The sequence below is a fragment of the Micromonospora sp. NPDC049201 genome, assembly GCF_055586805.1.
This window is the reverse complement of the sequence record NZ_JBVJHM010000001.1, coordinates 68606-93724: the sequence shown is the minus strand read 5'-3', so window position 1 is coordinate 93724 and position 25119 is coordinate 68606. Positions and strand designations below refer to the sequence as shown.

General features: G+C 72.5%; 22 protein-coding genes. 19 read left to right on the top strand and 3 right to left on the bottom strand.

Going from position 1 to position 25119, the window contains the following annotated elements; all coding sequences use genetic code 11:
• Positions 1-64: 64 nt before the first annotated feature.
• Positions 65-1300 carry an acyl-CoA dehydrogenase family protein gene (locus ACZ6O5_RS00330; protein ID WP_396773514.1) on the bottom strand — a complete coding sequence of 412 codons (1236 nt, stop codon included), beginning with the start codon at positions 1298-1300 and terminating at the stop codon, positions 65-67.
• A gap of 284 nt (positions 1301-1584) precedes the next feature.
• On the opposite strand from ACZ6O5_RS00330, the gene ACZ6O5_RS00325 reads away from it, so the two are divergent.
• The 15 genes from ACZ6O5_RS00325 (at position 1585) to ACZ6O5_RS00255 (ending at position 18091) form a co-directional block, all read left to right on the top strand.
• The gene (locus tag ACZ6O5_RS00325) at positions 1585-3363 is read left to right on the top strand and encodes a non-ribosomal peptide synthetase (protein WP_465973650.1); all 1779 of its coding nucleotides are present in this window, start codon (positions 1585-1587) and stop codon (positions 3361-3363) included.
• On the top strand, positions 3350-4720 hold the full coding sequence (locus tag ACZ6O5_RS00320; protein ID WP_465973648.1) for a condensation domain-containing protein: 1371 nt from the start codon (positions 3350-3352) through the stop codon (positions 4718-4720). Before ACZ6O5_RS00325 ends, ACZ6O5_RS00320 begins: the two co-directional genes overlap by 14 nt.
• Before the next feature lie 51 nt (positions 4721-4771).
• The gene (locus ACZ6O5_RS00315) at positions 4772-5002 is read left to right on the top strand and encodes an MbtH family protein (RefSeq protein ID WP_465973646.1); all 231 of its coding nucleotides are present in this window, start codon (positions 4772-4774) and stop codon (positions 5000-5002) included.
• Positions 5003-5632: 630 nt separating this feature from the next.
• A complete protein-coding gene (locus ACZ6O5_RS00310) occupies positions 5633-8362 on the top strand; it encodes a PEP/pyruvate-binding domain-containing protein (RefSeq protein WP_465973645.1) in 2730 nt (909 codons plus the stop codon).
• Entirely contained in the window at positions 8359-9261 is a 903-nt protein-coding gene (locus ACZ6O5_RS00305) for a hypothetical protein (protein ID WP_465973644.1), read from the top strand. Before ACZ6O5_RS00310 ends, ACZ6O5_RS00305 begins: the two co-directional genes overlap by 4 nt.
• On the top strand, positions 9258-9941 hold the full coding sequence (locus ACZ6O5_RS00300) for a dTMP kinase (RefSeq protein WP_465973642.1): 684 nt from the start codon (positions 9258-9260) through the stop codon (positions 9939-9941). Before ACZ6O5_RS00305 ends, ACZ6O5_RS00300 begins: the two co-directional genes overlap by 4 nt.
• Positions 9938-10657 carry a DUF6182 family protein gene (locus ACZ6O5_RS00295; protein WP_465973640.1) on the top strand — a complete coding sequence of 240 codons (720 nt, stop codon included), beginning with the start codon at positions 9938-9940 and terminating at the stop codon, positions 10655-10657. The genes ACZ6O5_RS00300 and ACZ6O5_RS00295 overlap by 4 nt, the downstream gene beginning before the upstream one ends.
• 28 nt (positions 10658-10685) lie before the next feature.
• Positions 10686-11549 (top strand): HIT family protein, encoded by an 864-nt coding sequence (locus ACZ6O5_RS00290; RefSeq protein WP_465973638.1) that lies wholly within the window; start codon positions 10686-10688, stop codon positions 11547-11549.
• Positions 11546-12724, top strand: coding sequence for a hypothetical protein (locus ACZ6O5_RS00285; protein WP_465973636.1), 1179 nt, complete (start codon positions 11546-11548; stop codon positions 12722-12724). The genes ACZ6O5_RS00290 and ACZ6O5_RS00285 overlap by 4 nt, the downstream gene beginning before the upstream one ends.
• The gene (locus ACZ6O5_RS00280; protein ID WP_465973634.1) at positions 12721-13812 is read left to right on the top strand and encodes an AfsA-related hotdog domain-containing protein; all 1092 of its coding nucleotides are present in this window, start codon (positions 12721-12723) and stop codon (positions 13810-13812) included. Before ACZ6O5_RS00285 ends, ACZ6O5_RS00280 begins: the two co-directional genes overlap by 4 nt.
• Complete coding sequence (locus ACZ6O5_RS00275; protein WP_465973632.1) at positions 13812-14837, top strand: beta-ketoacyl-ACP synthase III; 1026 nt, start codon at positions 13812-13814, stop codon at positions 14835-14837. The genes ACZ6O5_RS00280 and ACZ6O5_RS00275 overlap by 1 nt, the downstream gene beginning before the upstream one ends.
• A 13-nt stretch (positions 14838-14850) precedes the next feature.
• A complete protein-coding gene (locus ACZ6O5_RS00270) occupies positions 14851-15090 on the top strand; it encodes an acyl carrier protein (RefSeq protein ID WP_281942566.1) in 240 nt (79 codons plus the stop codon).
• Positions 15090-16325, top strand: a complete 1236-nt coding sequence (locus ACZ6O5_RS00265) for a beta-ketoacyl-[acyl-carrier-protein] synthase family protein (RefSeq protein WP_465973630.1) — start codon at positions 15090-15092, stop codon at positions 16323-16325. The genes ACZ6O5_RS00270 and ACZ6O5_RS00265 overlap by 1 nt, the downstream gene beginning before the upstream one ends.
• Before the next feature lie 43 nt (positions 16326-16368).
• Entirely contained in the window at positions 16369-17073 is a 705-nt protein-coding gene (locus ACZ6O5_RS00260; protein WP_405090097.1) for an HAD family hydrolase, read from the top strand.
• Between the two features lie 4 nt (positions 17074-17077).
• Complete coding sequence (locus ACZ6O5_RS00255) at positions 17078-18091, top strand: aldo/keto reductase (protein ID WP_465973628.1); 1014 nt, start codon at positions 17078-17080, stop codon at positions 18089-18091.
• A gap of 152 nt (positions 18092-18243) precedes the next feature.
• On the opposite strand, the gene ACZ6O5_RS00250 is transcribed toward ACZ6O5_RS00255, so the two are convergent.
• Positions 18244-19473 (bottom strand): cytochrome P450, encoded by a 1230-nt coding sequence (locus tag ACZ6O5_RS00250; RefSeq protein WP_465973626.1) that lies wholly within the window; start codon positions 19471-19473, stop codon positions 18244-18246.
• A 291-nt stretch (positions 19474-19764) separates the two neighbouring features.
• Between ACZ6O5_RS00250 and ACZ6O5_RS00245 the strand changes: the two genes are divergently transcribed.
• The 4 genes from ACZ6O5_RS00245 (at position 19765) to ACZ6O5_RS00230 (ending at position 23509) form a co-directional block, all read left to right on the top strand.
• Positions 19765-20343: a carboxymuconolactone decarboxylase family protein gene (locus tag ACZ6O5_RS00245; protein WP_465973624.1), complete on the top strand. Its 579-nt coding sequence runs from the start codon at positions 19765-19767 to the stop codon at positions 20341-20343.
• 93 nt (positions 20344-20436) lie between these two features.
• Positions 20437-21600: a M20 family metallopeptidase gene (locus tag ACZ6O5_RS00240; protein WP_465973622.1), complete on the top strand. Its 1164-nt coding sequence runs from the start codon at positions 20437-20439 to the stop codon at positions 21598-21600.
• Between the two features lie 65 nt (positions 21601-21665).
• Positions 21666-22790, top strand: a complete 1125-nt coding sequence (locus ACZ6O5_RS00235) for a carboxylate-amine ligase (RefSeq protein ID WP_465973620.1) — start codon at positions 21666-21668, stop codon at positions 22788-22790.
• Positions 22791-22909: 119 nt separating this feature from the next.
• Positions 22910-23509, top strand: coding sequence for a nitroreductase family protein (locus tag ACZ6O5_RS00230; RefSeq protein ID WP_465974308.1), 600 nt, complete (start codon positions 22910-22912; stop codon positions 23507-23509).
• On the opposite strand, the gene ACZ6O5_RS00225 is transcribed toward ACZ6O5_RS00230, so the two are convergent.
• Positions 23493-25037, bottom strand: a complete 1545-nt coding sequence (locus ACZ6O5_RS00225) for an NAD(P)-binding domain-containing protein (protein ID WP_465973618.1) — start codon at positions 25035-25037, stop codon at positions 23493-23495. The genes ACZ6O5_RS00230 and ACZ6O5_RS00225 overlap by 17 nt on opposite strands.
• Positions 25038-25119 lie beyond the last annotated feature (82 nt).

Genomic DNA, 25119 nt, shown 5'->3' with positions numbered 1-25119 from the left:
GCGCGGCACTCGCCGACCCCGCGGGTCGCGCCCGGATGACCGGCCCCGTCCTACCTCGGCGACGTCAGCGCATCCGTACCCGGGTGAGTTCCCGCACGGCCACCGTCGGCAGCAGGACGGAGATGCCCCCGTGACTGTGCAACATGGACATGTCGCGCCAGACGCGCTCGAGCCGCTCGCCGTGCCGGACCGAACTCGCGCCGGCGGTCGGCATCAGGTAGTTCGCCACGGCGTCCCAGCAGAGCTGGATCACGTGTCGGCAGATCGCCGAGATCCGCAGGTCCTCCTCCCGGGTGACCGCCGCGGGGCCACGGACACAGTTGTCGTGCCACTGCTGAACTCCGTTCAGCAACGCGGCCTCGGCGGTACCGATCATGCCGACGGCGTCGCCGTACCAGAACTGGTAGTCCGGGTCGTGGTGTCGGGCCACGATCGGCGGGACCAGGGTCGTCCGCTCCCGTAGCAGGATCTCGTAGATGTCGAGCGCTCCCCGCGCGATGCCCACGGCCAGGGCCGCGTTGCCCAGATTCGTGAAGGAGAGCGGCCCGCCGCCGTACTCCGGATTTCCGTGCAGGTCCCGGCCCGGCGTGCCACCAGAGACATTGGCCTCCATGATCTGCACGCCGGGCAGGGCAAGGTGCTCCGGAACGTGGGCGTTCTCCATGGTGATGCTGTGTGACCCACTGCCGCGCAGGCCCAACTGCCGGCCCCAGTCGTCCAACCGCGTCCACTGACTGCGTGGCGCGAGGAAGAACAGGGGCTTCGGCGACGCCCCGTTCACGCCGGCGATCAGGGCGTGTCCGAGGAAATGCGTCGCGTAGGGCGACCCGGAGCAGTAGGACCACTTGCCGCTGATCGTCCAGCCGCCGTCCGCGGCGCGTTCGGCGGACCCGCTGGGAACGGCGGTGCCGGGGCAGATGAAGTCGCCGACGCCGAACACCTCCGATTGCGCCTGCTCACCGAACATCGTGGCGACAACCTGCGTGTGCATGGCCCCGAGGGTGAACATCCAGCCGGTCGACGGGCATCCGCGCAGCAGCGTCGTGGAGACGCGCACAAAAGTGTCGAGGCCGAATTCGTAGCCGCCGTAACGACGGGGCTGGAGAATTCGGTAGAAGCCGTTCCGGGCGAATTTCTCGTGGATGTCCTCGGCGTAGAAGCTGCGTTCCTCGACCTCTGCCTGACGGTCGACGAGCTCGGGGATCATCGCCTCGGCCCGCGCCACCATCTGGGCCGGGGTGAGGTCCGGCTCGACCGGGGCAGGAAGGTCGTGTTCGGCGGTGCCGCTGATTCGTGTCACGGTGCACGATCCTTTCGGCTGCTGACGGTTCTCCCGGTCAGATGCAGCGTGTCGGAGTCCAGTCCGCAGACGATCCTTATCGCCGAGATGGAGCTGATGCCACCTCGACAGCCTCGTCGAGTGTCCCAACTCCGTCGGCCTGCCACATCTTTACGATTGCTGATCGACATCGACGCGCGTCGACGGTTTGTAGCGCAGTCCTGAAGGCGAAATCGATCAGCGCCGGCGGTACGTTCCCTCTTGTCAGGTCGGGTCTGCGGACGAGTGGACGGAGATGAGGCGGCATGGGTTCCAGGTCCATCCAGGAGCAGTTCGCCAGGCAGGTGGCCCGGACACCCGACGCGCCGGCGCTGACCGGAGGGAGCGTACGGCTGACCTATCGCCAGCTCGACGAGCGCGCCAACCAGTTGGCGCATCGGCTGATCAGCCTCGGCGTGCGGCCCGGCGAGCCGGTCGGGGTGCTGATCACGCGCTCACCCGAGCTGATCGTGGCGACCCTGGGCGTGCTCAAGGCCGGCGGGGTCTACCTGCCGTTGCACCACGCCCATCCGCTGGAGGCCAAGCAGCGGGTCATGGACAACGCCGGCCGGCCGGTGCTGCTGGCCGACGAGGAGACCCGCAGCGCGGGCCTACCGGTCGGCAGGCGGACCGTGCTCGTCGACCCGGCCCCCGCGCGGCAGGACCCGCCGGTCGCCGCCCCGGACATCGACGTACGACCCGACGACATCGCGTGCGTCATCCACACCTCCGGGTCGGAGGGGCTGCCGCGGGGCGTCTGCGTGACCCACCGGGGCGTGCTGAGCGTCGCCCTGGACTCGTGCTGGGACAACAGTCCCCAGGACCGGGTGCTCATGGTGGCGCCGTACGCGGCGGCGGTGTCGACGTACGAGATGTGGGTTCCCCTGCTGCGCGGCGGTCACCTGGTCCTGGCACCGCACGGTCGCCTGGACCTCGGCACGCTCCGGCGGCTGATCCGGGACCACGAGATCACCTCCGTCCAGCTCACCAGCGGCCTGTTCCGGGTGGTCGCCGACCAGGCGCCGGACTGCCTCGGCACCGTCGGTGAGGTCTCGACCGGTGGTGACGTCATCTCGCCGGGCGCCGTCGAGCGGGTGCTGAAGGCGTGCCCCGGCATCACGGTGCGCCCCACCTACGGGGCGACCGAGGTCACGTTGTTCGCCACCACCACCACCGTGACCGCGCCGTTCGTTCCCGCGACGCGGGTGCCGGTCGGCCGTTCGCTGGACAACGGCGAGCTGTTCGTGCTCGACGAGCGGCTCCGGCCGGTCGGGCCCGGCCAGGTCGGGGAGCTGTACGTCGCGAGCGAGCGCCTGGCGCGCGGCTACCTCGGCCGACCGGGCCTGACCGCGGAGCGCTTCGTGGCGAACCGGTTCAGCGACGCCGGGACGCGCATGTACCGGACCGGCGACCTGGTCCGCTGGGCCACCGACGACATGATCGAGTTCGTCGGCCGGGCGAACGACCAGGTGAAGATCCGCGGATTCCGGGTCGGTACCGCCGAGGTCGAGGCAGCGCTCACCGCCTACCCGGAGATCTCCGAGGCGATCGTCGTGGCCCGGCCAACCGACGACGGCGACCACCGCCTCGTCGGGTACGTCGTCGGCGAGACCGACGCGGTGGACCTCGCGGCGCTCCGCAGGCACGCGGAGAAGGTGCTGCCCGACTACTCGATCCCCGCCGCGTTCGTGGTGCTCGACTCGCTCCCGCTCACGCCGAACGGCAAGGTGGACCGTCGGGCGCTCCCCGAACCGGTCCTCGCCGGTTCGTCGACCCACACGTCCCCCGGCACCCCGCAGCAGGAGATCCTGTGCGCCGCCTTCGCCAGCGCCCTCGGCGTCGCGGAGGTGGGACTCGACGACAGCTTCTTCGAACTCGGCGGGCAGTCGCTGAGCGGGATCCGGCTGGTTCAGACGGTCAACGAGGCACTCGGTGTGGAGCTCACTCTTGACGACCTGTTCGAGCTGCCCACCGTCACCGAGCTGGACCAGTACCTCCTGGAACAAGCGGAACCAGTTGATAGGAGCCGGGATGAGCCCCACTAGGACCACAGGCGTCGACGCGCCGGAGACGATCCCGCTGTCGCTGAATCACCAGTTCGTCGACGTGTTCGACCACGGTGACGACGACGGCCCGTTCGGTCCCCGGTACCACGTGGTGGACGCGTGGCGCGTGACGGGCGGGCCGATCGACGTCGCCGCGCTGCGCGACGCGCTGCAGGACGTCGTCACGCGGCACGAGGCGCTCCGGACGCGGATCGTCGGTACGACGGGGAATCGGCACCAGGAGATCTCGCCGCCCGGTCCGGTGCGCGTGGAGATCCGCGACCTCCCGGAGACGCCGGAGGCGGCGCGCGCGGCGCGCGCCGACGAGCTGCGGCAGGAGGTCGAGGACGAGACGATCGGCGTGGACGAGACGCCCGCCCTGCGGGTGGTGCTCGGCAGGTTCGACGACCAGGACACGGTCCTGGTCGTGATGATCCACCACATCGTCTCGGACGGCATGTCCATCGAGGTGGTCATTCGCGACCTGGTCAACCGGTACGTCGCGAGGACGGGTCAGACCGTCCCGGACCTGCCGGCGGCTCCGCAGTTCCGCGAGTTCGCCGACTGGCAGCGGACCGGGGCCGGTGCGGGCACGGAGGCCAAGCGCGAATACTGGCGCCGCAAGCTGGACGGCGGTCTGTTCACGGCGCTCCCCACGGACATCCCGCGATCGGCGAACCTGCCCGAGTCGACCGCGGCGCACTGGTTCCGGATCCCGGACGACGTGTTCTCGACCATCGACCGGCTGGCCAGAGCCCACCGCGCCACGCGGTTCATGGTCCTGGTCGCGATGTACAAGCTGCTCGTGCACCGGCGGACCGGCGCCACGGACGTCGTCATCGCGACGTTCACGCCGGGGCGTGGCGGGCAACTGTTCGAGAACACCGTGGGCCCGCTCTTCAACTTCCTGCCGCTTCGCACCGACCTTGCCGGCTGCGCGTCGTTCGGGGACCTGCTCAAGCGGACCCGGACCACCTGCCTCGAAGCGTTCTCGCACGAGATGCCGACGCTGGAGATTTTCGGGCAGGCCCCGGAGCTGATGCGGACGGCCGCCTCCGACGACCACGCGGCGGCGGTGTTCCAGGCGGTGCCCGATCAGCGGCAGTACATCGAGGTGCCGGGAGAGGTGAAGTTCGGCCGGATCCCGCGGGCGACGGGCCTGCAGCCGCGCAAGTCCGCCGTGCCGGACGGCGCGCTGTGGACCCTGACCAGGGAACCGTCGGGTGACGCCTCGGTGTGCCTCTCCTTCAAGCGCAACCTGTTCCGTGAGGAGACCATCGCCTCGATGGCCGCGGACTTCGCGGAGATCGCCCGGACCTACAGCGCCTCGCCGGACGCGCCGCTGGGGCTGGCCTGACAGGGTTTTTTTCTACCACCGCGATTCCACCAGTCACCCGGAAGGACTGTCATGACGAACCCCTTCGAGAACGAGGACGCCACCTACCTGGTGCTGGTCAACGAGGAGAACCAGCACTCGCTGTGGCCGGCGGACGTCGACGTGCCCGAGGGCTGGCGAACCGTGGTCGAGGCCAGCTCCCGTCAGGAGTGCCTGGCGTACGTGGAGGAGAACTGGACGGACATGCGCCCGGCCAGCCTCATCGCGGCCACCGAGGCGGCCGGCTCAGCATCGGGGCGGTGAGGCACCCGCTCCGCCCGTCTCCACCGCCGGACATCTGACCGTCTCGCCACCCCCGCCCGCCGCGCCCGTCGGCATCGGTCTCGGCCACCGCGCCGAGCACGATGCCGACGTCGGCGACGTCCCGCCCGGCCTTCTGCGCGCCGGCTCGGGGACGCTCACGGACCACCGGCAACGCCCGGAAACCCGCCTCGTCCGCCACCGGATTTTTCGCTGCGATTATCGCGCGTCCGGGCACGTCAGCGACGTATAGCCGGGCCGGAAACCTGAGCGCTATCGAAATATTCGGCGGAACGTTCCGTTCGGACGCCCGGTTCGTCGCTGCTGTCCGGCATTGCCCTGCCGTTTCTCCGCCCTCCTCCGCAAACAGTGGGAATGCGGCGCCAATGAGCTGCGCCCACCCGGCGGGCCGGAGCATGCCACCGGGGTCCCACGTCATCGCGTTTTGTCGGACCTGTCTGGACAGCCCAAACACAACGATCCGCACGGTCTTCTGTTTCGGGCCTTGAATCAGACATCCCTGTCGTGCATGATCACCGCGAATGTGCGACGCGCCCGTCCCGGCGGACAGTCGGGCTAATTCCGCATGCGTGAGGAAGGCTCAGCAGTGTGTGGTTAGTCAAAAGCGGACCGATGATTCTCGACCCGGAGCTGGTCGGCCACAAGTTCGCCAGACAGGCGGAACTGACCCGTGACGGATTTGCCGTACCGCCGTTACGGTGCGTGCCCGCGACCGTGTTCGACCAGGTCGTCGGCCCTCTCCTGACCGATATCCGCGCCGATACGGCCGGGTCGGCCCAGGCGCTGCTCAGCCACGCGGAAGCGCTTCGGCAGAGAGTCCGGTACCTGACAATTCCATCAGAACTCCTCGATGAAATAGACGCACACTTCGACGAGATCGCCGGACCGGACGGACTGGTGGCGGTGCGTGCGTGTGCGGTACCGCGACCCAATCAGCGGGAGTCGGGCGAGGATTCGGCGGAGGATCCGTTCGCCGGGCTCAGTGACAGTTTCCTGTACGTTGGACGGGCCGGTCTCGCCGAACGACTCGTCGCCTGCTGGGCGTCGGCGTTCAACCCGGAAGCGGTGCTCTACCGCGCCCGCCGAGGGCACGCCCCGTTCGCCGCACGAATCGCGGTCGGGATTCAACGAATGGCCATGGGCACCCGGTCATTCGTCGCGTTCACCCGCGATCCGCGCGACGGCGCGGCCCGCCTGGTGATCGCCGCCGCCTATGGCATTGGCGAAGGGGTGGTTCAGGAAAAGGCCGATGTCGACCACTATTTCGTGGACCCGGTGACCGGCGCGGTCGAGCCCCACGTGACGGTCAAGACCAGGGCCGTCGGGTGGGATCCGGCCCGCCCCGACCAGGGACCGGTCGACCTGCCGGTGCCCCCGGAACTGGCCACCGAGCCGGTGCTCACGGACGCCGACCTGGTGGCGATCGCGGCACTGGCGGCGCGGGTCGAGGCCCGCTTCCGCGCACCCCAGGACATCGAGGGCACGATCACCGAGGACGGCGCGATCCACCTGGTCCAGGCGCGCCCGGTCGCCACGCCGGCACGCCCCCCGGACGAGGTGGGGAGCCCGGCCCTGCTCTGGGACAACAACAACGTTACCGAGAGCTTCCCGGGCATCAGCTGCGCCCTGACGTACTCGGTGGCCCGGGAGCTGTACGAGGTGGGGTTCACCGACCTCTACCGGCGGATGGGCGTGCCCGCCCGCACGCTGCGACGCGAGCGACCGACGCTGCGTCGGATGATCGGGCACCTGGACGGCCGGATCTACTACCAACTCGACTGTTGGTACCACCTGCACGGCCTGATCCGGTGCTTCCGCCCGCTCTGGTCCACCTGGGAACGGTCCCTCGGCCTGGCCGCGACCGGCAGCACCGGGCGGGACGGGACGACGGCCCGGCGCGACGGCGTACCCGGCGGACGGCGCGGCTCCCGACTCACCGACGTCCTCGACGTGCTGGAGATCCTCGCCCGGCTGGTCACGCACCCGTGGCGGGTCCGCCGCTTCCTCCGCTGGTGGGACGGGTACCACGCGGGCCTCGCCGACGCGGCGGCCCGGCGTCCGCACGAGATGGTCGACGCGTACCGGGCGCTGTGGGTGCAGGTGGCCCGCCGGTGGGGGGTAACTTTGGTCAACGGGATCTTCCTGTTCACCGCCACCCGGGCGACCGACGGGCTGCTGCGCCGGTGGGTGCCGGGAGCGGACCGCAGCCTGCTCAACGGGCTGCTGTGCGGCGGTCCGGAGAACCGCTCCACCGCGGCGCTGCACTCGGCGGTCGCGCTGGCGGCGACCGCCGCCGAGGACCCGGACACGCGGGCGGCGCTGCGGTCCGACGCGGACCCGCGGCGGATCTGGGACGACCTGGTCGCCGGCCGGCACGGTGCCCGCTTCCTGGCGGCACTGCGGGAACACCTCCGCGACCACGGCGACCGGGGCATGCACGACCTCAAGTTGGAGACGCCCGCCCCGCGGGACGAACCGTGGACCGTCCTCCAGCCGGTGCGGGCCTACCTGGCCCGGGGACTCACCGTGTCGGCCAGCCGCGCCGCCGGACGCCAGGCGCACGACGAGGCCGTACGCGAGTTGCGCGAGCGGTGCCGCAACCCGGTGAAACGGGCCGTGCTACGCGGGTTGGGCCGGACGATGCGTACGCTGATCAATGTCCGGGAGAACACCCGGTTCTGCCGCAGCCAGCTCTTCGGCGACTCCCGGGTGCTGCTCACCCGCCTCGGTGCGGAGCTGGCCGCGCGGGGCCGCCTGGACCGGCCGGGCGACGTCGTCGACCTCACCGTCGACGAGGTGCTGGGCGCCTTCGACGGCACCCTGGCCGGGGCCGACCTGCGCGGCCTGGCGGCGGTCCGGGCCGCCGAGCGGGCCCGCTGGACGGACACCGACCCGCTGCCCACCCGGCTGCGCACCGATCCCGACCTGCCGCTCGCGGTGGCCCTGGCCGGGGCACGCGGCACCGGCGGGGCCGCCGCGCCCGGGCCGGGAGCACCCGTCGGACCGGACACGGCCGTCCTCACCGGGTTGGCCTCCAGCTCCGGCGTCGTCCGCGGCCCGGCCAAGGTCGTGCTCGATCCGTCGGTCGACGCCGAGCAGTGCCGCGACCACGTCCTGGTCGCCCGGGAGACCGATCCCGGCTGGCTCTACCTGATGCTCTCGGCGCGGGCGCTGGTGGTGGAACGGGGCACCCTGCTGTCGCACACCGCCATCACCGGACGCATGCTCGGCATCCCCACCGTGGTCGCGGTGGACCGGGCCACCGACCGGATCACCGACGGCAGCCTCGTCGAGGTGGACGGCACGGCCGGCACGGTGCGGATCCTGGACGGAGTCCGGTGACCGGCCGCTGGGGCCGGTACGTGGCCGCCGCGTACCCGCCGGCGGTGCACGTGCCGTTCATGCTCTCCTGGGCGATCGGCCTGACCGCCCTCTTCGCGGCGGTCAGCGGGGTGTCGCGCTGGCGGCCCGACGGCGGGCTCGCCGTCACCGCGGTCACGCTCGTGGTCGGCATGCTGCTGCTGCGGGCCATGGACGACATCCGGGACCACGAGTACGACCGCCGGCACAACCCGCACCGGCCGTTGCCCGCCGGGGTGGTCCGGGAGCGGGACCTGATGGTCCTCGTCGTCCTCGGCGCCGCCGCCCTGCTGCTGCTCAACGCCGGCCGGGGCGTGGTCCTGGCGGCGCTGGCCGGGCAGCTCGGCTACACGGCCGTGGTGATCACCCTGGACCGGGTGTACGGCTGGCCCGCCGGCGACCGGCTGGCCCTGCACCTCGCCGTGAACCTGCCGATCCAGCCACTGCTCAGCATCTACGTGTACACCGCCTTCCTGCACGCCGAGGGACGGCGGCCGGACCTGGGCGGGGTGCTCGCCATCGTCGCGGTCACGCTCAGCGGGGTGTGCCTGGAGTTCGGCCGCAAGGCCACCCGCCGGCCCCGACCCGGGGAGCGGACGTACAGCACGGTCCTCGGCCCGTGGGGGACCACGGCCGTCGCGCTCGGCGCCGCCGTGCTCGCCACCGGCATCGTGCTGGGACTGCTGCGGCCGTGGCAGTCCGGCCCCGGACACGCCTGGGGCTGGCTGGCGCTGGTGCCGCTGGCGTGGTCGGTGGTCGCGGCGTCCCGGTTCGTCACCGGCGCGCCCCGCTGGCCGGTGGGCCTCACCATCGCCTACATCCCGGTGACGTACGCGAGTTATCTCGCGGTCGGGTGGCTGACGAAGGGAGCACCGGCGTGAGCCGCTCCGACGGCACCGGGTTCTGGGCCCTGCTCGGGCCGGACCTCGCCGGCAAGTCGACGGTGTTGCGCCGGCTGCACGACGAGCACGGCTGGCGGGTCGTCTCCTACGACGACCGGTATCTCGGGCCGTACCCGCTGATCCATCAACTGCGCAGCAGCTGGATCACCGACGCGTTCGGGTGGGCCGGGGAACGCTACTCCCCCGAGCTCGTGGTGTCGGTGCTGACCCCGATCGTGCTGCACCTGCGGGAGGAACTGGCGCGGGCCGCCGGCGCGGACCGGGTCATCATCGACTCGTACTACTACAAGCTGCTGGTCAAGTGCCGGCTGCTCGGGGTGGAGCACACCCCCACGTTCGACTACTGGCGCTCGTTCCCGCAGCCCGGCCGGGTGCTCTACCTGGACGTGCCGGCGGAGACGGCCTGGGCGCGCAGCGGCGACGGTGCGCGGGTCAACCGGTTCGAGCACTACGGGCCGGCCGTCGACCGCGCCGATTTCGTCAGGTTGCAGACGGACCTGCGCGCGGCGCTGCTGGCCGAGGTCCGCGACCTGCCGGTGCGGATCGTCGACGGCGCGGCGCCACCGGACGAGGTGGTCGCGGCGGTGCTGACGATGACCCGTGAGTCCACTGTGGATGCGTCGGCGCACCCGGCGGCGTCCCCGGCGGTGGACCGGTGAGCGCCCCGGCGGACCTCGACGGCGCACCGTCGGAGAGCCGGCTGGCCGAACTCCTCGCCGCGCGCGCCGCCTGGGTGGGTGCCGAGCCGCACCGCGCCGCCGACGACACCGGGGGTTGCACCGTGCTGGTGCTGCTGCGCAGCGTCGACCTCGACGATCTGGTACGCGGCGCCCGGTGCTTCGCCGCCGGGCTGTCCGACGGGGAGGCGGACGCCTGGCGTCGGTCCTGGACCCGGACCCGCTTCCTGTTCGGCAACTCCGCCAACCTCACCGCCCGGAACCCGGCCCGGGTCGTCGCCCCGACGGGCAGCGCGGCCTGGTTGGGTCCCTTCCCGGCGGGCCGGTTACCGGGGCTGAGCCGCCTGCTCAAGCCGGTGACCGGGGTGCTGCCGGCCCTGCCGGCGGAACTCGACCTCCCGCCGGTCGCGCCGGTCGCCGGGCCGGCGTCGACCCACCCCGGCGTCCCCCGCGAGCTGCACGTGGCCGTCCGGGCGCTGACCCTGGCCGAGTACCTCGTGCACCTGCACCACACCCTGGCCGAATCGGTCCTGCGTGGCAGCCTGCGCGCCGACGAGCCACTCCGCCTGATCCACCGGACCGACCTCGACGCCCGACTGGTCCGCACCGAGCCCGGCTACGCGCGGGTCCACCACGCGCGCGGCGACTCCCCGGCACTTCGCCTGTTCACCTGGCTCTCCCCCGAGCCGGGGCGATAGGGCGCCCGACCGAATGAAGAGGACCCACATGGACACACCGGACTTCACCGCGGCCGACCTGTCCCGCCTGGCGTTGTCCGCGCGGCTACAGGCCCTGTCCGAGTCGCTGCGCCTGGCGGTCGCCGCCCCCGACGGGGAGGAGCCGCTGGCCCCGAGGCTGTGGAGCCTGCTCGGCACCGAGGTCCCGGAGCTGCACGACGCGATCGTCGGGTACCTGCGCGACACCGGCGGGTCCTGGCGGGACGTGGCCGACCTGAGCGGCCTGACCGACGAGCAGGCCCGGGAACGCTGGGCCGACGCCGCGACCCCGCACCTCACCGATCCGGCCGCGACCGCCGCCGAACTCGACGCCTGGTACAGCCGGCACGCCCAGCTGGAGCCGCTGGCCCGGGTCCGCGACCCGTTCACCCGGCTGCTCAGCGGGCGCACGCCCCAGGAGCGCCAGTGCCTCGTCTGCGCCAAGTACGCCGGCCTGCCGGTGCCCGCCTGGGCCGGCTTCCCGGTGCCGCCCGGCGGGCACCTCGTGGACGACGGCATCTGGCGGGTGGGCCACGGGCCCACGCCGTACTGGCCGGTCGGCACCCTGCTCATCGAGTCCCACCGGCACTTCCTCGACTACGCCGACTTCACCGACGAGGAGGCGGCCGGCATCGGCACGCTGGTCCGGCGGTTCACCGGCCCGCTCAAGGAGGTGAGCGGGGCGCCGCGGATCCACATCTTCTCCTGCATGGAGGGCACCGAACACTTCCACCTGTGGCTGGTGCCCCGCACCGTCGGCGGCGTGGCCGGCCGTACCTTCATCGCCGACCCCGGCTACTGCACGCCGGTGGAGGCCGAGGAGGTGATCGGCCGCCTCCGGAAGGCGCTGGCGGAGTCGGCGGCGGCCCGATGACGCACCCGTTCCCGCCCGGCGCCGGATCGCGGATCCTGCTGGCGCCGGTCACGGTCAGTCCCACCAAGCCGTTGACGCCGACCCACCTGAAGTACCTGCTCTCGCTGGACGTGATCGTCCGGGTCAGCGCGGTTCTCGCCGACGTGACCGTCGCCTACCAGCACGGGGCGTACGCGGGCAGCCAGCAGGTGGCGGGGTTCTGGGACTATCTCGACCGGCACCACCCCGGGACGGCGTACGCCGGACTGGACGAGGTCGGGATCGGCGAGCTGTACGTCGCGTACCACCGGACCCCGCGGCTGCCGTTCGCCGCGATCGAACCGACGGTACGACGTGCCGAGGCCGGTTGGCTCCACCCGGCCAGCGCCCGGCTCCTGGACATCTGGCAGGGCCACTACCACCTGCTGGGGATGTTCGACCCGGACCTCGGCCGGCACGGGCCCGAGCTGATGGCCGAGGCGGACCTGCTGGACCTGCTCGTCCGCCGGAACCTCTGCATCGACGGCCGTCCGGTGGGCGCTCCGGTGTACCTGGACGCGACCGCGGCGGGCCACCCGCTGCGGGTCGTCCTCGGCGCGGACGGACAACCCAACTACCTGCTCTATCTGCTTCGGGAGCTGGTGCCGCTGCTGGCCGACCACGACCTGGTGGTGCTGGCCCACGACGAGCAGTTGCGCGCCGACTACCAGACGGTGGGCCACGTCCTCACCGCGCTCGGCGCCCGTGTGGTCCGGTTCGAGGTGCCCCGGGTGCCGATCGACGGCGTCACCACGTCCACCCGTTTCGGCGGCTGGCAGGGGTACACCCTGGACGCCATCGCCGACCGGTTCGTCGACGACCACGGCGTCGACGCGTTCCGGCTCGGCCTGCGGCTGTACCTGATCGCCGGCCTCGGGCGCACCGCGCGGGAGAACTACTCGGCGCACCAACTCAGCCGGTGGATCCGCCGCGCGCGGCGGCTGCTCGACGTCCACGCCGGTGCGGACGACCACGACGCCGGGGAGCGGGTCCCGGCCGAGCTGTGGGGCACGCTGGTCGCCCGGCGCGGCTACGCGGACCCGTACCGGGTGGCCACCACGCTGATGAGTCGGCAACCCACCGTGCCGGTGGGCGCGCTGCTGGACGTGGTGACCGGCCCGGCCCGCAGCCGGGCGACCGTGGGCGGTGCGCGGTGACCGGGACCGCCGGGGCGACCACCGCCGGCGAGCGGGAGCTGCTGGTCGCCGCGGAGTCGCTGGACTTCGCGCGTACCGTCGACCGGTCCGTGGTGCACCGGCGGAACCCGACCGAGGTGTTCCTGACCGACGTCCGACCGGTCGGCCCGCAGGGTTTCGTCGCCGCCGCGCTGCTGCCGGCCGTGCACCCGCACTACACCGGGCACACCGGGGCGGCCAACCGGCGGCTCGACCCGCTGCTGCTCGTCGAGTGCTGCCGGCAGGCCGAGACGTACGCCGCCCACCTGCTCTTCGACGTCGAGCCGCGCGCGGCGTTCGTGCTGCGGGGCTGGTCCGCCGAGCTGTTGCGGCCCGGGTTCGCGGCGGTGGTCCGGGACGCGACGTCCGGCCCGACCGAGCTGCGGATGACGGTGACCACCGGTGTCCCCCGTCGGGTGGGTGGCCGGGTGCGGGGGTTGGACTACGAGTTCACCCTCCGGGTCGCCGGTCACCGGATCGGCGTGGTGCGCCTGGCGGTCGGCTACCTGGCCCCGGAGGCGTACACGGTGGTCCGGTCCCGGGGGCGCGGCGGCCCGCCGCCGACGTCGTCCCGGCTGGGTCCGGCGGCCGTCGCCGGCGGGCTGACGGCGCCGGACCGCGTCGGCCGTCGCCGCGCCACCGACACCGTGCTGCTCGACGTGCGGACCGCCGAGCGGGCGGTCACCGCCGGCCTGCGGGTGCCGGTGGAGAACATCAGCTTCTTCGACCACGATCACGACCACGTGCCGGGGATGGTGCTCCTGGAGGCCGCGCGGCAGGTGGCCACGCTGGCCACGGCGCACTGGGGCGGCGGCGCACCGCACCGCACCGTGATGTCCCGGATGACCGCGTCGTTCGCGGCCTACGCGGAACTCGACCAGCCGGTGACGCTGACGGCGGTACCGGCGGACGCGGCCGGGCCGGCGGCGGAACCGGACCGGGCCGGCGGGTCGCCCCGACCGGTCGACGTGACGTTCCACCAGGGCGGCGCCGAGATCGCGCGGATGGGTCTCACCGTGGCGCCCGACGCCGACGGCACCTCGACGACGGACCGGGAGCGGGTGGCCTGATGGGGCGAGCGGCGGTGGTCGCCGGGCTGGGCGCCTGGGTGCCCCCGAGGGTCGTCACCAACGGCGAACTCTCGGCGCGCCTGGGCGTCGACGAGGACTGGATCGTCACCCGCACCGGCGTCCGGCAACGCCACGTCATCGCGCCGGGCGAGGCCACCAGCGACCTCGCGGTCGAGGCGGGCCGCCGGGCCCTGGCGTCGGCCGGCGCCGACGGCGCCGACGTGGTCGTGGTCGCGACCAGCACACCGGACCGGCCCTGCCCGGCGACCGCACCCGAGGTGGCCAGTCGGCTCGGCCTGGGCGGCGTACCGGCCTTCGACGTCGCGGCGGTCTGCGCGGGGTTCGTCTACGCCCTGGCGACCGGGGCGGGCCTGATCGCCGCCGGCACCGCGTCGAGTGTGCTGGTCATCGGCGCGGACACGTTCTCCACCATCCTCGACCCGGACGACCGGACGACCCGGGCCGTCTTCGGGGACGGGGCGGGCGCGGTGCTGCTGCGCAGCGGCACCGCCGACGAGCCGGGCGCCCTGCACGGGTTGAGCCTGGGCAGCGACGGCAGCCGCAGCGACCTCATCGAGGTACGCGCGGGGGGATCGCGCCAACGGTCCACCGGGCTGCCGGTCAAGCCGGAGGACACCTACTTCGAGATGCAGGGGCGGGCGGCCTTCGCCGAGGCGGTCCGCCACATGTCGGCCTCGATCGGACGGACCACCGCACTCGGCGGCTGGGCGACGGCCGACGTCGACCGGTTCGTGCTGCACCAGGCCAACCTGCGGATCATCGCCGCCGTCGCGACCCGGCTCGGGCGGTCGGTCGACCGCTTCGTCACCAACATCGACCGGGTGGGCAACACGGTGGCCGCGTCCATCCCCCTGGCCCTGGCCGACGGTGTCGCGGCCGGCGCGGTACGCCCCGGGCACCGGGTGGTGCTCGCCAGCTTCGGGGGCGGGCTCACCTGGGGGTCGGTGGCGCTCGTCTGGCCGGAGTGCCGGGCGGTAGCACCTCACGGAACTGACCACAGCTAGCGGGAGCACACGGATGAAGGCAATCGAAGACCGGATCATCGACGTTCTGGCGACCCAGTTGAAGCTGGTGCCGGACGGCATCGAGCCGGACATGACGTTCGAGTCACTCGACATCGACTCGCTGGTGATCGTGGAACTCGGGCTGTTGCTCGACGGCGTGTTCGACATCGCCATCGACGACGGCGAACTCACCAACGAGATGACCATCCGGGACGCGGCGCGGCTGGTCGAGACCAAACAGGCGGTCGCCTGATGGCCGAGCGCCCGGACGGCTTCGGCGTGGCGGTCACCGGGCTCGGCCTGGTGACGCCGGCCGGCATCGGCGTGGCGGCGAACTGGGAGCGGATCCGGTCGGGTCTGAGCTGCGCGCGGGCCGACGACACCCTCCGTGGCACGCCGACCGCCCTGAGCTGCCGGGTGCCCGGATTCGAGCCGGAGGCCGCGCTCGGCGGCTTCGCGTCCTGGCAACTGGAACGGTTCGCGCAGCTGGCGATCGTGGCCGCCCGGGCCGCCGCCGAGGACGCCGGCTGGCAGCCCGGCGGTTGGGACGGCGCCCGGGTCGGCGTGGTCCTCGGCAACTCGCTCGGCGGGGCCGGCGCCCTGGAACGGCAGCACACCGCGCTGACCGGGGGTGGGCCGCGAAAGGTGTCCCCGTTCCTGATTCCGATGTACATGGTCAACATGGCCGCCGGGTACGTCGCGCTGGACCTGGACGCCCGCGGTCCCAGCCTGGTCACCGCCACCGCCTGCGCGTCGGGGACGACGGCGGTCGGCGTGGCGCGGGACCTGCTCCGCGCCGGGGCCTGCGACATCGTGCTCGCCGGCGGCACCGAGTCGGCACTGACCCCGCTGGTCGTCGCCGGGCTCGGCCGGATGGGCGCGCTGTCGCGGCGGGCGGACGCGCCGGCCGAGGCGTCCCGGCCGTTCGACGCCGACCGGGACGGGTTCGTGGTCGCGGAGGGCGCGGGCGTGCTCGTCCTGGAACGGATCGAGGACGCCCGGGCCCGGGCCGCCCGGACCCGGGCGGTGGTGCGCGGCTACGGCGCCGCGACCGACGCCTACCACGCCACCGCGCCGGATCCGCGGGGACGCGGGATCGAGCAGGCGTTGCGGGCCGCGCTGGCCGACGCGGGGCTCGGCCCCACCGACGTCGACCACGTCAACGCCCACGGCACCTCGACCCCCCTCAACGACGTCACCGAGGGTCGGATGCTGCACCGGGTGCTCGGTGACCGGCCGCTGGTTACCTCCACCAAGGGGGTGACCGGACACACCCTGGCGGCGGCCGGCGCGATCGAGGCCGGGTACACCGCACTCGCCATCGAACACGGCAGCGTCCCGCCCACCGCGAACCTCGGCCGGCTGGACCCGGAACTCGACATCGACGTGGTCAGCGGCGCGCCGCGCCCGGCCCGGATCGACGTGGCGGTGAGCACGTCGCTGGGCTTCGGCGGGCACAACGCCGCACTCGTGCTGACCGCGGCGTGACCGCCGCCCGACCGACCCACCGAACCGACCGTCTGGAGAAGAAGTGAGCAAACTGGACAAGATCCGCCTCGTCGCGCTCGACAGCGACGGAGTGGTGCTGAACGACACCTACAGCCCGGTGATCGAGAGCTTCGTGACCATGCACGGCGGGGCGTACACCGCCCACGTCGAGCGGCACGTCTGGGGTTCGCCGCAACTGGCCGCCGGCCAGAACATGGCCCTGGCCTGCAAGCTTCCCTGGACGGCCAAGGAGACCATCGCGGCGTTCTTCGCGCACCGCGAGGAGTACCTGAGGACGCACCCGGTCGAGGTGACCGAGGGCGTCGAGGAACTGCTCGCCACGCTGCGGGAGGTCGACGTGCGGGTGGTGTGCTACGGCGGCCGGAACCGCGAGTACACGTTCGACAGGTACCTCGGCCACCTCGCCGGCTACTTCGACGCGGAGATCCCGTACGTCGACGTGAACGACGTCCGGCCCGGCACCAAGGAGATCGTCCGGGACATCTTCGGCTACGAGTTCGACGAGGTCGTCTTCGTCGACGACATCAACCGGGTGGCCGAGGTCACCAGGGCGCTGGGCGCCGGCTTCATCGGCGTACCGGCCAGCATGCCGCACAACTTCCAGCGGGAGGAGATGGTGGCCACCGGGGTGCGACACCTGGTCGACGACATCCGCAAGATCGATGTCGACCTGCTCCGCACCGTCGACCAGGAACTCGCCGCCGGCACGCACTGGTCGGGCCGATGACCCGATGACGGAACGGACGCTGCGGCCGGTCGCCCTGGGCGCCGCCGGCCCACCGGTCGGCGCGCAGGGACTCGGTTGCATGGGCATGAGCGAGTTCTACGGCCCGAGCGACGTCGAGGAGTCGCGGCGGACCCTCGACCGGGCGCTGGAGCTCGGGGTGACGCTCTTCGACACCGCCGACGCGTACGGGTACGGCCGGAACGAGGAGCTGCTCGGGCCGTTCGTCCGGGCCAACCGGGACCGGGTCGTCATCGCCACCAAGTTCGGCCTGGTCCGGAGCGTGGACGATCCCCGGCACCGGGGCATCGACAACTCCCACGGGTATCTCCGCCGCGCCGTGGAGGCGAGCCTGCGCCGGCTCGGTGTCGACGTCATCGACCTCTACCACGTGCACCGGGTCGCCCCGGCGACGCCGGTCGAGGAGACCGTCGGCGCCCTGGCCGAGCTGGTCGCCCAGGGCAAGGTCCGGCACCTGGGGCTCTCCGAGGTCACCGGGGCGCAGCTGCGGGCCGCGCACGCGGTGCACCCGATCGCCGCCGTGCAGTCGGAATGGTCGATCTTCTCCCGGGAGGTGGAGACGACTGTCGTCCCGACGGCGGCGGAGCTCGGCGTGGCGCTGGTGCCCTACGCGCCGTTGGGCCGCGGCTTCCTGGCCGGCGCCGTCACCGGTGTCGACCGGCTCGCCGCGGACGACTTCCGTCGGCACATGCCCCGTTTCACCGGTGACCGGGCCCGGCACAACGCCGCGCTGCTCAGCCCGGTCCACCGGATCGCCGCCACCCGCTCCGTCACGGCGGCACAGGTCGCGTTGGCCTGGGTGCACCAGCGGGCGGCCGCGCACGGCCTGCCGGTGGTGCCGATCCCCGGTACCCGGAGCCCGGTCCGGCTCGCGGAGAACGTGGCCGCGGCCGGTCTCGTGCTCACCGGGGCGGAACTGGCCGAGCTGGAGCCGATCGCCGCCCGGGTGGCCGGTTCCCGGGACGCCGGGCTGACCATGGCGGCGGTCCGCCGGGACTGACCCCGCGCCGGCTCCCGGCCGACCGGTCGGGCGGTCTGCCACCGCCACCGCACCCGTCGGCGCTGACGGGTGCGGTGGGGTGGACCCGGCCGGCGGCGCGGTCACGCCGGACGGGCTCCGCACCGCCGGGCGCTGTGGCCCGCGGGCGGGAGTCACCAGGTCACGGGCAGCTTCGACACGCCGTAGACGGCCGCCTCACGTTGGAAGGGAAGCTGGTCGAGCGGCACGGCCAGCCGCAGGTCCGGAATCCTGCGCAGCAGCGTCTCGATGACCGCCTCCATCTGGATCTTGACCACGTGCTGCCCGAGACACCTGTGCAGTCCGTGCCCGAACGACACGTTGCCGGCGTGGGTCCGGCGCATGTCGAGCGAGTCGGGGTCGTCGTACCACTGCGGATCGAAGTTCGCCGTCGGCAGGTAGACCAGCACCGCCTCGCCGGTCTTGATCTCCTGTCCCCCGATCCGGGTGTCGCCGACCGCGATCCGGGGCAGCCCGGTGTGGAAGTTGGTGCTGTAGCGGAGCAGCTCGCCGAGGCCTCCCGCGATCAGGCTCGGGTCCTCGCGCAGCAACGCCAACTGGTCCGGGTTGAAGAACAGCGCGGCCAGGCCGAGGGAGACGCCGTGCACCGCCGGCTCGTACCCGGCGACGATCAGCACGCGGGCCATGCCGATGATGTCGGCGCGGGTGAGCGCGCCGTTCGCCTCCTGCTCGGTGATGAGGCGGCTGAGCACGTCGTCGCCGGGATTCGCGGCCTTGGCCTCGAGGACCTCGACGATGACGTCGGTCAGCTCGTCGCTGGCCCCGTCGAGCTTGTCCTGGCCGACGTAGTGGTCGGCGAACGTCGAGGCGACCCGCAGGAAGAGGTCCTTCTCGTACGGGATGTCGAGGATCAGGCACATCACCTGCGCCGCCAGCGGCTCGGCCAGTTCGGCGACCAGGTCGACGGGCGGCGACTTCGCCAGCAGGTCGTCCACCAGCCGGTCGACGATCTGCTGGATCCGCGGCCGCCACCGGGCCGACGAGCGTTGCGTGAAGTCGGCGTTGACCATGGCCCGCTGCCGGGTGTGCTCCGGCGGGTCCATCCGGGCGAACGTCGGGTTGTCCTCGGTGAGCGTCTCCGACCCGGCGCTCAACAGCGGGAAGCCCGGCCGGCGGTTGTCCGCGCTGAGGCGCTCGTCCGCGAGCGCGGCACGCACGTCGTTGCGCCGCGTGATGAACCAGACCTTGCTGCCGTCCCACATGGTGACCTGGCTGACCGGGCTCTCGTCGCGGAGCGTCTGGTACCGGACCGGCGGGTGGAACGGTGACTTGCCGTCGCGCTCGGCCCGGTAGTCGTAGATGTCGGTCACGTCGGTCACGTCGGTTCCTCTGCCCTCGCTCATGCCCCGCTCCATTCGCCCGCCCTTCGCAGCCGGAAGGCGCGTCGCTGTACACCTGTTCGATCAGCCTCACCGTCGGCACCTTTCGTCCGCATCTCCACCATTGCGGCGCGTCCGGCGCGGCGCGGGCGGCCCGATCCGGGCCGGACACAGAGCACGATCCATGGGATGCGGCGCCGGTCCATATGGGATGGTGGGCGCGCGGCGTCCGAACACGCCGTCCGGTCCGGGCCTCCGCGACGGCAGGAGCATGACCCGGCCGGCGCCACAGGTCACGACTGGAGGCAGCACTTCATGGCGCACATCGATCTCGGGATCGACGAGAAGCAGTTCCCCGGCATCTCCGGTCCCATGCGGTACCGCCCGGAGACGGCGAAGCCGCTCAACGAACTGGCCGAGGTGCTCCTGCGCGCTCCGCACACGCTCCCGGCCGGGGAACGCGAACTGATCGCCGCGTACGTCTCGGGACGCAACGAGTGCAACTTCTGCTGCGCGTCGCACTCGGCGTTCGCCGCCGCGCAGCTCGACGACGGCATGACCCTCGTCGACCAGGTCCGCGCGGACCTCGACAGCGCGCCGATCTCGGCGAAACTGCGGGCGCTGCTGAGGATCGCCGGCGCGGTCCAGATCAGTGGCCGCAACGTCACCCCCGAACTCGTCGCCGACGCCCGCGCCCAGGGCGCCACCGACCTGGAGATCCACGACACCGTCCTGATCGCGGCCGCGTTCTGCATGTACAACCGCTACGTCGACGGCCTCGGCACCTTCGCACCCGAGGGGCCTGACGCCTACTCCGAAACCGCCCGCCGGATCATCGACGTGGGCTACGGATCGTCCGCTCCGCTGCGGTCGACCACCGCGCCGACGAGCTAAGCACGGACGAGGAAGACCACATCCGGTCCCCCTGCGACGGTGAAATAGGCGGGCATCATATCGAACCCGTCAACCATGCAGTTGGAGGGACCAATGGGCCGAAAACGCTCGCTACTCGGCGCCGCGGAGCAGTACCAGGCGGACATGGTCGACCGGCTGGGCACGCTCGTCTCCTGCGAATCGGCGCCGGGCTCGCTGCCCCACCTCGCCCGCTGCGCCGACCTGCTCGCCCGCTGGGGCGAGCAGGTCCTCGGCCGGCCCGCCCAGCGGGTCGAGATCGACGGCCTGCCGCACCTGCTGTGGCCGGCCGTCGATCAGCGCGTGCTGCTCCTCGGCCACTTCGACACCGTCTTCCCGGTCGGCACCGTCCGGTCCCGGCCGTTCACCGTCCACGGGGACGTCGCGACCGGCCCCGGCGTGTTGGACATGAAGGCCGGCATCGTGCAGATGTTCACGGCGCTGCGCCTGATCGAGGACACGTCGACGGTGGGCGTGCTGCTCACCTGCGACGAGGAGACGGGTTCCGGCACGTCCCGGCCGCTCATCGAGCGGGAGGCACGGCGGTCGGGTGCGGTCCTGGTCTGCGAGGCGGCCACCCCCGAGGGGCACCTGAAAGTGGCCCGCAAGGGCGGCTCGGTCTACCGCCTCACCGTCTCCGGCCGGGCCGCCCACGCCGGCGTCGAACCGCAGCGCGGGGTCAACGCCACGGTCGAGGTCGCCCACCAGGTCCTCACGTTGGGCCGCATCGGCACGGCGGACAGCGACGGCACGTCCGTCACGCCGACGCTGCTCTCCGCCGGCACCACCACGAACACGGTGCCCGACTCCGCCTGCCTCGCCGTCGACGTGCGGGCCTGGACCCGGCACGAACTCGAACGCGTGGACCACGCCATCCGCGGACTCGCGCCGGTCCTGCCCGAGGCGACGCTGGACGTGCAGGGCGGGATCAACCGCTATCCGATGTCCCCGGACCTCGCCCGCCCGCTGCTGGAACTGGCCCGGTCGGCGGCCCGGCGGATCGGCGTCCCGAGCCCCGACGGCGCGTACGCCAACGGCGCGTCCGACGGGAACTTCACCGCCGCGATCGGGGTGCCGACCCTCGACGGCCTGGGCGCGGTCGGCGGCGGGGCGCACGCCGACGACGAGTACGTCTGCCTGGACCGGATGCCCGAGCGGACGGCGCTGCTGGCCGGCCTCGTCGACACGCTGTCCATCGTGGAGCGAATCGTGCCCTCACCGGGGGACGACATCCCGTAACCTGCTCTACGTCGGCGAACGACCGGCAGCGAGGGGTCGGCGGCGTGGTGACTACGGAACAGGGCGTGCCAACCTCCGTACCCCGGCTCGGTGTCGAGGAGGAGTTCCTCGTCGTCGACGCCGCGCACCGCGGGGTCGTGCCGGAGGCGGCCACCGTCGTCGACCGCGCCCGCCCGGCCCTCGGCCCCCGGGTCGACGGTGAGATCACCAAGTTGCAGGTCGAGACCCGCACGGACCCGTGCCGGAGCCTCGACGTGCTCCACGCGCAACTCGTCGACGGACGGGCCGCGATCCAGTCCGCGGCCCGGTCGGCGGGCCTGCGGGTGCTCGCCAGCGGCTCGCCGGTGCTCGGTCGCGCGGTGCCGCCACCCGTCACCGAGGGGCCCCGCCAGGACCGGGGCACCGCCACCTTCCGGGGGCTGCACGACGAGCTGGCCATCTGCGCCCTGCACGTCCACGTGGAGCAACCCGACCGGGACCGCGCCGTGCTGATCGGCAACCACCTGCGCCCGCACCTGCCGGTGCTCCTCACCCTCACCGCCAACTCGCCCTACTGGTCCGAGCGGGACACCGGCTACGCGAGTTGGCGCACCATCACCTGGGGGCGCTGGCCGGTGGCCGGCCCACCGCCGTACCTGACCTCCGCGAAGCAGTACGACGACCACGTGGACGCGCTGCTCGAAGCGGGCGCGCTCGTCGACCACGGCACCGTCTTCTGGGATCTCCGCCTGTCGACGAGGCACCCCACGATCGAGGTGCGGGTGGCCGACGTCCCGCTCACCGCGCCCGAGTCCGCGGCGTTCGCCGCCCTGGTGCGGGCGTTGACGGTCGTCGCCGGGGAGGCCGTCGACCGGGGTGACGAAGGGCCGCGCCCGGCCCCCGAGCTGATGCGACTGGCATACTGGCGGGCCGCCCGGGACGGGATGGGCGGCCAGGGCGTCGACGTCGCCACCGGTCGCCCCCTGCCGGCGGCGACGCTCGCCGAGCGGCTGGTGGAGCGCGCCCGGCCGGCGCTCGACGAGGCGGGCGACCGCGAGCGGGTGGAGGGCTGGCTGGCCGGGCTCGCCCACGGCGGTGACGGCGCGACCCGCCAGCGGGACGCCCGGGCGCCGCGCGGGCGCCTGACCGACGTGGTCGACACGATCGCCAGGCACACCGCGCCCGAGCGCGAGGAGCGCACCTCTGAGTAACGACACGGCAGCCACCGCCGGGACATGCTGGACGCACCTGATCAGGGAGGTTCCAGGTGAACGACACGAGCCTGCTGCCCACGGTCCCCGTTCGGCACCGTCGCCGTCCGCCGGCGGACATGGTGCGCGAGGCGGAGGCGTTCGCCGATCGGATGGCCCAGCGCCGCTCGGTGCGCGACTTCGCCGGTGACCCGGTGCCCGCCGGGGTGGTCGAGGCCGCGATCCGGGCCGCCTCGACCGCGCCCAGTGGCGCCAACGTCCAGCCGTGGCGCTTCGTCGTCCTGACGGATCCGGTCCGCAAGCGCCGGCTGCGCGAGGCCGCCGAGGCCGAGGAGCGGGCGTTCTACGACCGCCGCGCCTCGCCGGAGTGGCTGGCGGCGATCGCCGGGATCGGCACCGACTGGCGCAAGCCGTTCCTGGAGACCGCACCGGTCGTCATCGTCGTGTTCGAGGTCCATCAGGGCCCGAACAGCCCGAAGCCGTACTACGTCAAGGAGTCCGTCGGCATGGCGGTCGGCGTGCTGATCACCGCGCTGCACCACGCCGGCCTGGCCACCCTGACCCACACGCCCAGCCCGATGCGGTTCCTCAACGAGGTGTGCGAGCGTCCGCCGGAGGAGCGTCCGTACGTGGTGATGCCCGTCGGGTACCCCACCCCGGACGCCCGCGTCCCCGACCTGACCCGCAAGCCGCTCGACGAGGTCATGGTCTGTCGGTGAGGTCCTCGGTCAGGAAGTCGACCAACGGCTCGACGTGCCGGTCCGGGCGTCGCCACTCGGCCAGCAGGTCCTCCAGCAGATGCTGCTCGGCGAACAGTTCGGCGCCGCGGTAGCGGCGGATCACCGGGTGGATGAAGGCGCTCTCCCGGGCCCGGTCGGGCGTCGGGTGCCGGTCGATGGCGAAGACGTCGCCGTAGTCGTCGCGGCCCCACCGCAGCGCGAGCGTGTACCAGTGCCTGGCGGTCCCGAAGCGTTCGACGGCGTAGTCCTCCGGCAGGTCCTCGTAGTGGTGGAAGTCGCCGGTCACGTCGTCGCGGACGAAGACGTCGCAGAGGTACTCGAACTGCGTCCACAGCGCCGAGGACCAGTTGACCCGGTCGAGCATCAGCTTGGTCAGCGACGCGGGGTCCGCCGGCGTCGTCGCGTACGGCAGCGGCACGTCGTCGTAGCGCTCCCGCAGCATCCGGGTGAACGTCCGGAGGTTGTACCGGAATCCGTCGATGAACGGCGAGGACGCGTGTTTGACGTCCCGGTCCTGGCCGATGGTGCCGGCGAAGTACAGGCCGTCGACGTTGCGTGACTGCCAGTCCGGGCGCAACCCGGGCATCCGACCGTCGCGCACCATCTCGGGACGGCACGTCTCGTCGAACATCGACGTGTCCATCCGGAAACCGGTGCACCTGAGCACGGTGTGGTAGTCCAGCTCGGCGGTCTCCCCCTGGGCGTGGGTGTACGTGATCGACACCCGGAACCGCCCGTCGACGGGCCGGATCTCGTCGATCGTGCAGTCCAGCACCGAGTGCAGCGTCTTGAACTGGTAGCTGTCCAGGATCGCGCCGTACTGGCCCCGGACGTCGCCCGGGTGCTTGGTGTTCCACGCCAGTCGCAGCGGCTGCCGGCTGGCGAGGTGCACCATCGAGGCCCGGCCGAGGATCGCCGACGCGGTCTCGAAGGCGGAGTTGCCCTTGCCGATGATCAGCACGCGTTGGCCGTCGTACGCGGTGGGATCGACGACCATGTCCTCGTACCCGACGGCGTGTTCGATCCCCTTGATCGCCGGTACGAACGGCTGACCCCAGCCGGTCGCGACGATCAGGCAGCCCGTGCGCACGTCGCCCCGGTCGGTGCGCACGGTGAAGCCGTCGCCGGTCCGGGTGATCCGTTCGACAGTCGTGCCGTAGCGGACGTTGAGCTGGTGCACCCGCTGGAACTCGGCGAGGTAGCGCACCAGGTCGTCGGCCGCCGGCAGGTACTCCTCGCTGAATCGCGGGAAGATCAGGTCCGGCGCGTCGTTGAGCAGCGAGTTCCAGTCCCAGCGCAGGCGGATCTCGGGGTCGGTGCTGTCGGTGTGCACCTTGTTCAGGGAGATGAGGCGACGGTGCCGCGGGAACCGTCGGAAGAATCCGCCGGGGGCGTCACCCCGTTCCAGCGTCAGGTAGTCGGCGCCCTGCCGCTGGAGGTAGTAGCTCAGTTGCAGGCCGGCGGGCCCCGCCCCGACGATCACGTACCGGTGTTCGCTGCTGACCATGCTGCGCCCTTCGACGGAGAGGTGGTTCCATCGACCATGGAATGTGGAGCGAGGCGTGTCAATGCCGGATGCGTCCCGCCCG

Bases quoted from the DNA above. Each gene is read 5' to 3' on its own strand.
- ACZ6O5_RS00325 (WP_465973650.1), top strand. From the start codon at position 1,585: ATGGGTTCCAGGTCCATCCAGGAGCAGTTCGCCAGGCAGGTGGCCCGG.
- ACZ6O5_RS00320 (WP_465973648.1), top strand. From the start codon at position 3,350: ATGAGCCCCACTAGGACCACAGGCGTCGACGCGCCGGAGACGATCCCG.
- ACZ6O5_RS00315 (WP_465973646.1), top strand. From the start codon at position 4,772: ATGACGAACCCCTTCGAGAACGAGGACGCCACCTACCTGGTGCTGGTC.
- ACZ6O5_RS00310 (WP_465973645.1), top strand. From the start codon at position 5,633: ATGATTCTCGACCCGGAGCTGGTCGGCCACAAGTTCGCCAGACAGGCG.
- ACZ6O5_RS00290 (WP_465973638.1), top strand. From the start codon at position 10,686: ATGGACACACCGGACTTCACCGCGGCCGACCTGTCCCGCCTGGCGTTG.
- ACZ6O5_RS00285 (WP_465973636.1), top strand. From the start codon at position 11,546: ATGACGCACCCGTTCCCGCCCGGCGCCGGATCGCGGATCCTGCTGGCG.
- ACZ6O5_RS00275 (WP_465973632.1), top strand. From the start codon at position 13,812: ATGGGGCGAGCGGCGGTGGTCGCCGGGCTGGGCGCCTGGGTGCCCCCG.
- ACZ6O5_RS00270 (WP_281942566.1), top strand. From the start codon at position 14,851: ATGAAGGCAATCGAAGACCGGATCATCGACGTTCTGGCGACCCAGTTG.
- ACZ6O5_RS00265 (WP_465973630.1), top strand. From the start codon at position 15,090: ATGGCCGAGCGCCCGGACGGCTTCGGCGTGGCGGTCACCGGGCTCGGC.
- ACZ6O5_RS00255 (WP_465973628.1), top strand. From the start codon at position 17,078: ATGACGGAACGGACGCTGCGGCCGGTCGCCCTGGGCGCCGCCGGCCCA.
- ACZ6O5_RS00250 (WP_465973626.1), bottom strand. From the start codon at position 19,473: ATGAGCGAGGGCAGAGGAACCGACGTGACCGACGTGACCGACATCTAC.
- ACZ6O5_RS00245 (WP_465973624.1), top strand. From the start codon at position 19,765: ATGGCGCACATCGATCTCGGGATCGACGAGAAGCAGTTCCCCGGCATC.
- ACZ6O5_RS00240 (WP_465973622.1), top strand. From the start codon at position 20,437: ATGGGCCGAAAACGCTCGCTACTCGGCGCCGCGGAGCAGTACCAGGCG.
- ACZ6O5_RS00230 (WP_465974308.1), top strand. From the start codon at position 22,910: ATGGTGCGCGAGGCGGAGGCGTTCGCCGATCGGATGGCCCAGCGCCGC.
- ACZ6O5_RS00225 (WP_465973618.1), bottom strand. From the start codon at position 25,037: ATGGTCAGCAGCGAACACCGGTACGTGATCGTCGGGGCGGGGCCCGCC.